At 31.2% G+C, this 10000-nt stretch carries 5 protein-coding genes; 3 read left to right on the forward strand and 2 right to left on the reverse strand.

Annotation, left to right across the window (positions count from 1 at the left end; genetic code table 11):
- Window positions 1-1455: peptide MFS transporter (locus LDL23_RS00485; RefSeq protein ID WP_291263951.1), on the reverse strand; the 1455-nt coding region annotated here is incomplete at its 3' end.
- A 26-nt stretch (window positions 1456-1481) separates the two neighbouring features.
- Window positions 1482-3653, reverse strand: a complete 2172-nt coding sequence (locus LDL23_RS00490; protein ID WP_291263952.1) for a S9 family peptidase — start codon at window positions 3651-3653, stop codon at window positions 1482-1484.
- Between the two features lie 742 nt (window positions 3654-4395).
- Here LDL23_RS00490 and LDL23_RS00495 point away from each other — a divergent pair.
- The 3 genes from LDL23_RS00495 to LDL23_RS00505 form a co-directional block, all read left to right on the forward strand.
- Window positions 4396-8127 (forward strand): PAS domain S-box protein, encoded by a 3732-nt coding sequence (locus LDL23_RS00495; protein ID WP_291263953.1) that lies wholly within the window; start codon window positions 4396-4398, stop codon window positions 8125-8127.
- Window positions 8128-8171: 44 nt separating this feature from the next.
- Window positions 8172-9488: a hydroxymethylglutaryl-CoA reductase, degradative gene (locus LDL23_RS00500; protein WP_291263954.1), complete on the forward strand. Its 1317-nt coding sequence runs from the start codon at window positions 8172-8174 to the stop codon at window positions 9486-9488.
- Window positions 9488-10000, forward strand: a 513-nt coding sequence (locus LDL23_RS00505) for a GYDIA family GHMP kinase (RefSeq protein WP_291263955.1), incomplete at its 3' end; no start/stop codon positions are given. The genes LDL23_RS00500 and LDL23_RS00505, both read left to right, overlap by 1 nt.

Here is a 10000-nt window from a genome sequence, read left to right on the forward strand (position 1 = left end):
ACTCAATACGAAAAGAATTGCAGCAGCTGCACCCGACATAATGATGAACAAAATAAAGAATTCATACAAATTCGTGATTTGGAAACCTAAAAACGAAGTTGCACCTCCAGATCCATCTTCACCACCTGGAATTAATGCACTTAATGTTCCTGCGAATTTATTTGCAGCCGCATTTGCCAAGAACCAAGTTCCCATCATTAAAGAAGACAAACGCAAAGGAGCTAATTTAGAAACCATTGATAAACCAATTGGCGACAAACATAATTCTCCAATTGTATGAATTACATATAATCCAATTAACCACCACATAGAAACTTTTTCACCGATTCCTAAACCTTTAACAGCAATTGCAATTACTACATATCCTAAAGCAACTAAACCAAGTCCAATTGCCATTTTCTTTGGAGAAGATGGTTCTAATTTTCTAGCGTATAAGAATCCCCAAACGATAGTCATAATTGGCGCTAAAGAAATAACCGCTAATGGATTTACAGATTGAAAATAAGAGGCTGGCATCTCCCATCCAAAAATAGTTCGCTCTGTTTGTCTATCTGCAAATAACGTTAATGAAGCTCCTGCTTGCTCGAAAGCTCCCCAGAAGAAAATAACGAAGAACGCTAAAAGGAAAATTACCGTAATTCTTTGTGTTTCAATTTTAGTTAAACTTTTATCACTAAAAATTAAAATTGGCATTGCTACCATAGCTCCATAGATGAAGTAACTAATAATATCTACATCACTTTTGAACATTTGTTTGAAGTTCAACATGAAGAAAATAATTCCAATTGAACCAATAATCATAGCGATACTTTTAACATCTAACTTTTTAACTGGCAATCCAATTGATTTTCCTTCTTCTGAAACCAAATATTTTTTTTGACCTAAAACAAAAGCAACTAAACCAATCAACATTCCTACTCCAGCTGCTAAAAATCCCCATTTAAAGTCCATAGATCCACAAACTAAAGGCGAAAAGAAAGCCCCTAAGTTAATTCCCATGTAGAAAATGGTAAATGCACTGTCGATTCTTCTGTCGTTTGCAGGATATAATTGTCCCACCATGGTTGAAATATTTGGTTTAAAAAAACCATTACCAATTATAATTGCGGTTAATCCCATCCACATTAATGAAACACCTCCATTTGCTCCAACCGAAGCACTGAAAAACATGAAGAACTGACCAATTGCCATTAAAAGACCTCCAATTACAATACTTCTTCTATTACCTAGAAACTTATCGCACAAATAACCTCCTAAAAGAGGTGTTAAGTATACTAATCCTGTATAACTTCCGTAAATTTCAGAAGCATCAGCATCTTTCATTAATAATACTTTAGTCATAAATAGAATAAAGATGGCTCTCATTCCATAATAACTGAATCGCTCCCACATTTCTGTGAAGAATAAAAAGTACAGCCCTTTAGGATGTCCCGTTTTTACAGCATTGTTTTCCATATAATTAGTTTTAGTTTATTGGTTTATTATAATTTTTCTTTAATGAAATTTGTCATTTTAGTGTACAATTGTAAGCGTGTTTTTCCGCCGTAAATTCCGTGGTTTTTATCTGGATAGATAGCCCAATCAAATTGTTTGTTGGCTTGAACCAATGCTTCAACCATTTTCATTGTATTTTGAACATGCACATTATCATCAGCCGTTCCGTGAATTAATAAGAAGTTCCCTTTTAATTTACTCACGTGATTGATTGGTGAATTGTTATCATAACCACTTGCGTTTTCTTGTGGTGTTTGCATGTATCTTTCTGTGTAAATACTATCGTAATATCTCCAAGAAGTCACTGGAGCAACTGCAATTGCCATTTTGAATACATCAGCACCTTGGAACAAACAATTAGATGACATGAATCCACCATAGCTCCAACCAAAAATACCAATTCTTGAAGCGTCAACGTAGTTGTATTTTCCGATTACTTTAGCCGCATCGATTTGATCTTCCACTTCATATTTTCCTAATTCTTTTTGTGTACATTTTTTGAAAGCAGCTCCTTTGAAACCTGTTCCTCTTCCATCCACACAAGCTACGATGTAACCTTGTTGTGCTAACATCATAAACCAATAATCATCTGTACTGTTCCAAGCATTATCCACTTGCTGCGAACCTGGTCCAGAGTACTGATACATGAAAACTGGATATTTTTTATTTGGATCGAAATTTTTTGGTTTAATCATCCAAGCATTTAATTGATGCCCTTTTTCTGTAGTTAATACGAAAAACTCTTTTGGAGCTACATCGTATTTTGCTAATTTTTGTTCTACTGCTTCGTTAGAAACAATAGTTTTAATAACTGCTCCTGTTTTAGAATCATTTAAAGTATAAGTTGGTGCCGAAGTTGCACTTGAATATGTATTGATAAAGAATTGGAAATTCGGGCTAAAAGTTGCCGAATTGGTTCCTGTTTTTGATGACAATCTTACTTTTGATTTTCCGTCAACTTTAATAGCATAAACATCTCTGTTGATAGAACCATTTTCAACGGATTGATAGTAAATCATTCCTGATTTTTCATCAAAACCATAATAATTTGTTACTTCCCATTTTCCAGAAGTAATTTGTTTTTTCAACTTACCTGATTTATCATAATGGTAAATGTGATTGAATCCATCTTTTTCTGATGTCCAAATAAAACTATTATCTTTTAAAAAAGTTAAGTTGTCAGTAACATCAACATAAGCTGCATCTTTTTCGTTTAAAACGATTTTTGTAGTTCCAGCGTTTGCATCTACAAAGTGTAAGTCTAAATTATTTTGATGACGGTTCATTACTTGAACACTTAAAACCGCTGCATCATTCGTCCATTTGATTCTTGGAATATAAAAATCTTTATAATCTCCTAAATTAATTTTCTTAGTTGTTCCTGATTTTAAATCGAAAATATGCAACGAAACAATTGCGTTTTTTTCACCCGCTTTTGGATATTTAAAAACGGTTTGTGTTGGATATAAACCTTCGTTATACATGTCCATAGAAAATTCTGGGACTTCCGTTTCATCAAACTTGATGTAAGCGATTTTTGTACCAGTTACATTCCAATCATACGCTTTTACGAAGGCAAATTCTTCTTCATAAACCCAATCTGTAATACCGTTAATGATTTTATTTTTTTGGCCATCTTGCGTAATTTGAATTTTTACACCTGATGATAAATCATGAACATATAGATTGTTTTCAAATGCGTAAGCAATTTTGGTTCCATCAGCACTAAATGTTGGTTCTTGAATGGCATTTGTAGTAAAACTATTTACCGTTTTTGATGGAATATCGTAGATAAAATACTGCGCCGTAAAAGAATGACGGAAAATAGAATTGGAATTGGTTGCAATTAAAATCTTTTTCTCGTTTTTATCGAAAGAATAACTATCGATTGATGTTACTTCTGGATGATTTTTAGTATCAAAAAGAGTGCTTACTTTTTCTAAAGTAGCAAAGTCATACAAATCAATTTGATAACTTTTTGAGCTTCTATCGAAATTTAACACCGTATATTGGTTGGTGTTTTTCATAGCACTTAAAGCGTCCATTCCTTTTGTTCTGAAAGCGCCACCCCAGATTTCTTCTAACGTAATTTTTTGTTGCGCTACAACTGATAATGAGCTAACTACAAAAAATAGTATTGTTAAACTGATTTTTTTCATAATTAATATATTCTTAAAAGACCCCAATTTTAGTGAAAATATATGAATTAACCATAATTTTAACTTCATTTAATAAAGTTTTTGATTTTTAAAAAATATTTAACTACATTTATGTTTGAAATGGTAACGTAAATAAATGGCAGTATCACTACTAAATGGATTTTTTTTTTTCAACACGTTCGTGGTTGCTAACTTGTATGTTTTACTCTATTTAATTTTACTTCTCACTGTTTTTGGATTGTTTTTTAATTTTCAATTGAAATCTTCCAATATTGATTTTCGAACTTTAAGGAACACTGTAAATTACCATTCTAATTCCCAATATCGTTATTATTTTTTATACCTCGGATTGATTTTTCCAGTTGCAGAATTATTCTATTTGATTTTTAATGAATCCAAAAGCGTTAATTCTTATTTTGAATTTCTTACAGGTGCTTTTTGCGTTTTTATTTTTTTAATTACCTCAAAAAATGAAATAGCCAAATACAGTTACGTTATTTTTAGAACTTGCTTTTATCTACTTCTTCTATCTGTTATTTATGAGTTTTTTAAAGAAAGCATCAACTTTCTTTTGTTTTCAAAATATTTACTACTGCTGTTTTTTGCTTTTGCTATTTTTAAAAGGTTTACTACATATTTAATTTTTATAAGCATTAACTTTTTTTTATTATTCTTTCTGACCATTTTTAAAAACGAAGAAACACTTAACATTATAACACTCATAAACGCATTGTTTATAATTATGGTCATTCATTTAGGACAAATAATTAGAAATATAAAAGCTAACGAACGATTAATTTTCACTCAAGATATTATAAACAATACCAACTCAATCATTATTGCTGCTGATAATTTAGGAAATGTTCAATATTGTAATGATTCAATAACTAAAATTTTAGGTTATACTCCTGAAGAAGTTTTGGGAAAAGCATTTTGGTCTTTAACCGAAGACACCGAGTTTGAAGCCGGCGATTATTCAAGTAAATTTAAACCTAACGCTGTTTATTTTAGAAAGTTAAAATGCAAAAATGGCGAATATAAGTTTATTCAATGGACCGACTTTAAGCAAACCAACAACACCTATGTAGCCACAGGACAAGATATTACCTCTAAAATTAGTTTAGAAACCAAATATGCCAACTTAATTCAAAATGCTAAAGATATTATCTACGAAAGCGATCGCTATGGTAATATTATTTATGCTAATAAATTTTCAATTCAAACATTAGGTTACAAACTAGAAGAATTATTGGGCCGACATTTTAGTGATTTTATTAGGGAAGATTTTAAAAGTACTGTATCAAAATTTTATATAGATTCCATCTCTGAAACTGATGAATTTGACATTTTAGAATTTCCCATAATTAAAAAGAATGGAGAAGAGATTTGGGTTTCTCAAAAAGTAACCATTAAAAGAGACGAAAATGATATGGTCTCTGGATTTTCGTGTATAATTAGAGATATTACAGCTGCCAAACTAATAGAACTTGAAGAACACAAACGAATTGAAGAAATCAGTCGATTAAACAGCGTTTCTAACAAACTTTCTACCTTAAATTTCTTAACTTTTACTGATATAGATACTTTAATTCAACATATTTGTAAAGAAACTGCAATTGGATTAAGAATCGATCGAGTTGCAGTATGGGATTTCAAAGAGGATTACATCGAATTAAAAAACATTTATGTACATAGCGAAGACAAGCATTATGCAGACTTATCAATCCCTAAGAAAAACATAAGCACTTATATTTCAAACATTGAATCAGAACCTATAATTATTGCTTCAAATGTTTATAAAAATGAATCTCTAAAAGAATTTACCACAGAATATTTTCCAAAGTATGACATTAAATCGTTACTAGATATCCCTATATACATAGGTGGTGAACTAAACAATATTTTGTGCTTAGAAGCTACTCACGAACTCAGATATTGGACAAATGAAGATATTAATTTCTCAAAAACTGTTGCCGAAATAATAGCGCTAGCTATAGAAACAACAAGAAGAAAAAATGCTGAAAATCAAATTATCTATAAAAACGAAATTTTAACTGCAATTGCTAACGTAACTAGTAATTTACTAATTCACAAAAACAAAGATGAAATTTTCGATGCTTCAATTGAACAAATAGGTAAAGTATTAAAAGTAGATCGTTTGTATTATTTTGAAAACGACATCAAGACCAATTTGATGAGTCAACGTTTTGAGTGGGTTTCTGAAACAGATTTAGCAGAGATAGACAATCCTATTTTTCAAAATATACCTCACGAGGAATTTGCAGATTTTATGCAAATTATATTGAGTAAAAAACCTTACATAAATTTAACCAAGGATGTTCCGGATAGCAATTTCAAAGATATCTTAATTGACCAAAATATCGTTTCTATCTTAATAATTCCTCTTTTTGACAAGGAAACTTTTATTGGATTTATTGGGTTCGATGATTGTAAAAATGAACGTATCTGGACCGATGAAGAAATCAACATCTTACTCACACTTGCCAACAATATTGCTTCAACAATTATAAGAATCAACAATGAAAAAGCAATTGCTGAAAGCGAAGAAAAATTTAGATTGTTAGCCAATAACATTCCTGCTTCTGTATTCTTAGTTAAATATGATAAAGCACGAACAAAAGTTTATCTAAATGATGAAATTGAAAAACTTACGGGATATCATCGAGATGATTTTATGAGTAATAAAGTTTCGTTACTCGACCTTTATCATCCTGATGAAAAAGAAGAGTTAAGATTCAGAATAGACGAAGCTTTACACAATAGAAAACCATACAAAGTTACCTGTAGAATTAGACGAAAAGACGGGAACTATGTTTGGATTGAAGAATATGGTGAAGGTATTATCATTAATAACGAAGTAGCTTACATTGAAGGCGTTTTAATTGACATTACAGAAAGAAAAGTTGCCGAAGAAGCTGTTATTGCAAAAGAATTAGCCGAATCTTCCAATAAAGCTAAATCGGAATTTTTGGCGAACATGAGCCACGAAATAAGAACACCTTTAAATGGAATCATCGGGTTTAGCAATTTACTTCTAAGTTCCGATTTAACGGAAATTCAAAAACAACATTTAGAAACAGTAAATCAATCAGCCTCTACACTTCTTGATGTGGTAAATGATATTTTAGATATTTCAAAAATTGAAGCCGGAAAATTAATAATCGACAAAGAAAAAACAAGTTTACATTCCATCATAAATCAATGCATTGATATGATGAAATTCATGGCACATCAAAAAAACCTTGAACTCATTGTAAACATTCATAAAGATGTACATTGTGCTATTTGGGTTGATGAAATGCGATTAAAACAAATTTTACAAAATCTTCTTAATAACGCAGTCAAGTTTACTCAAAAAGGGCAAATTGAGCTAGAAGTTTCGTCGACCAACATAAATGATAACTCGTCTAAAATTAAATTTAGTGTTAAAGATACCGGTATTGGAATTAAAAAAGGAAACAAGAAAAAAATCTTGGAAGCTTTTACGCAAGAAGACAATTCTACAACCCGAAATTATGGAGGAACTGGACTTGGGTTAACCATTACAAACAGCCTTCTTAAATTAATGAATAGTAAATTAGAAATTGATAGCGAACCTAATGTTGGTTCTACTTTTAGTTTCGAATTAGACTTAAAATCAGAATTTTGCAACAACCACATAAACACCAATAAACACAACTTTAAAAAAGCGTTAATTATTGAAGATAATCAACAGGTGGCTTCGATAATAAAAAACATATTGCAAAACTTTACAATTGAGGCTGACATTTACGAAAATAGCTTCGAAAATATTGCCTCGTTTGTTTCAGAAAACAATTATAATTTATTGCTTTTAGATTTGGAATATTTATCCGAAACAACCACAATTAAAATCATAAACGAATTAAATAATTTACCAAATCTTTCGGTAATTGTGATGCAAAATTCCAATTCTAAATTTAATGAAACTGGAAACAACAAAAACGTTCAGAGTATTATAAAACCTTTAAAACACGAAGCTTTACAAAACTTTCTTAATCAAAATTACTCCGAAACCAAACAACCAACAAAAAACGCTAAGGAAGATATTTCGTTGCATTCACCTAGTATTTTAATAGTTGACGACAACAAAATCAACATGTTATTAACTAAAACTTTAATTCGAAATAAAGTACCTAGCAGTATTATTTATGAAGCCAAAAATGGTCAAGAAGCAGTTGATTTAGCATTAGAAAATAAACCAGATATTATTTTCATGGACATTCAAATGCCAATAATGAATGGCTACGAAGCATCAACTGAAATAAGAAAAACAAATCCAAACACTATTATTATCGCCATTACCGCAGGAATTATAACGGGTGAAAAAGAAAAATGTTTAGAAGTTGGGATGAATGATTTTATTATTAAACCAATTGATAAAATTTTATTTGAAACCACTTTATTTAAATGGATAAATAGTCTTCCTAATTAATCCAATTAGTATCTTTGCCTTCTATTTGAAACAAATTCACTGCTATGAATCAAAATGTTAAAGGCTTTTCAAAATTATCTAAAGAAGAAAAAATAAATTGGATTACCAATACCTACTTTGTAAATCCAGACGAGGCAAAAGAAAGCATCACTAAATACTGGAATTCCGACGAAAACTTACAAAAACTTCACGACGAATTCATAGAAAACACTTTAACTAATTTTTACCTTCCTTATGGAGTAGCTCCAAATTTCATAATTAATGGAAAAAGCTACACTATTCCTATGGCTATCGAAGAAAGTTCGGTGGTAGCAGCAGCATCAAAAGCAGCTAAATTTTGGGGCGAACGAGGTGGTTTTAAAGCTACTATCATCAATACCGAAAAAATAGGACAAGTGCATTTTCTTTTCAATGGAAATTCAGAAAAACTAACCACTTTTTTCAATAAGATAAAACCAAATTTCTTTAAAGACACACAAGAAATTACCAAAAACATGCAAAAGCGTGGTGGCGGAATTTTAGACATCGAATTAAGAAACAAAACAAACGAAATTCCAAATTATTATCAATTACATGCTACTTTCAACACAAAAGACAGCATGGGTGCGAATTTCATCAATACGTGTTTAGAGCAATTTGCTAAGACATTAGAAAATCAAGCTCATGAATATTCTGATTTTACTTCAGATGAAAAAAACATTCAAATTGTAATGAGTATTTTGAGCAATTATGTTCCCAACTGTGTTGTAAGAGTCGAAGTTTCTTGTCCTGTAAATCAACTTTCAGACGATAAAAACATCGATTCAGTTGAATTTGCTCAAAAATTTGCTACCGCTGTTCGAATTGCGGAAGTAGAACCTTTCCGCGCTGTAACCCACAACAAAGGCATCATGAACGGAATTGACGCTGTGGTTTTAGCAACCGGAAACGACTTCAGAGCTGTTGAAGCAGGAATTCATGCTTATGCAAGTAAAACGGGACAATATTCCAGTTTATCTCATGTGAAAATTGAGAATGATATTTTTACTTTTTGGATGGAAATTCCATTAGCATTAGGAACAGTTGGCGGATTAACTTCGTTACATCCATTAGTAAAATTCTCTATGGAATTGTTAGGAAAACCATCAGCAGAAGAACTAATGCAAATTGTAGCAGCGGCTGGATTAGCTCAAAACTTCGCAGCGCTTCGTTCGTTAACCACAACAGGAATTCAACAAGGTCATATGAAAATGCATTTGATGAATATTTTAAACCAACATCATGCTACTAAAGAAGAGAAACAAAAAGTCTTAGAGTATTTCAAAGACACAACAGTTTCGCATAGTTTAGTAGTAGATTATTTGGAAAAAATTAGAAGTTAATGGAAACCCAAACGTTTTATAGTAACGGAAAATTACTCATCACAGGCGAATACGTTGTTTTAGATGGCGCAAAAGCATTGGCTTTACCTACAAAATTCGGGCAAAGCTTAGTAGTGAAATCAGGAATCAATCACCAAATCAAATGGACTAGTTTTGATTCGGATAAAAGTATTTGGTTTGAAGACGTTGTTTCGTTTGAGGAAATAAAAATTAAAAGCACAAACGATAAAAATTCCGCTGTAAAAAACACTTTGATTGAAATTTTACATCAAGCTTATATTCAAAATCCATCGTTTTTAGAAAAAGAAGGTTACGAAATTGAAACCCACTTGACTTTTCCTAGACTTTGGGGTTTAGGAACATCTTCAACTCTTATTAATAGCATTGCAGATTGGCTAAAAATTGATGCATTTGAACTGTTGCAAAAAAGTTTTGGAGGTAGCGGTTATGACATTGCTTGTGCGAAATCAAATTCGCCAATAGTGTATCATTTAGAAAATGACAAACCGGAT

This window comes from Flavobacterium sp. (genome assembly GCF_020217025.1).
Taxonomy (GTDB): Bacteria; Bacteroidota; Bacteroidia; order Flavobacteriales; family Flavobacteriaceae; genus Flavobacterium.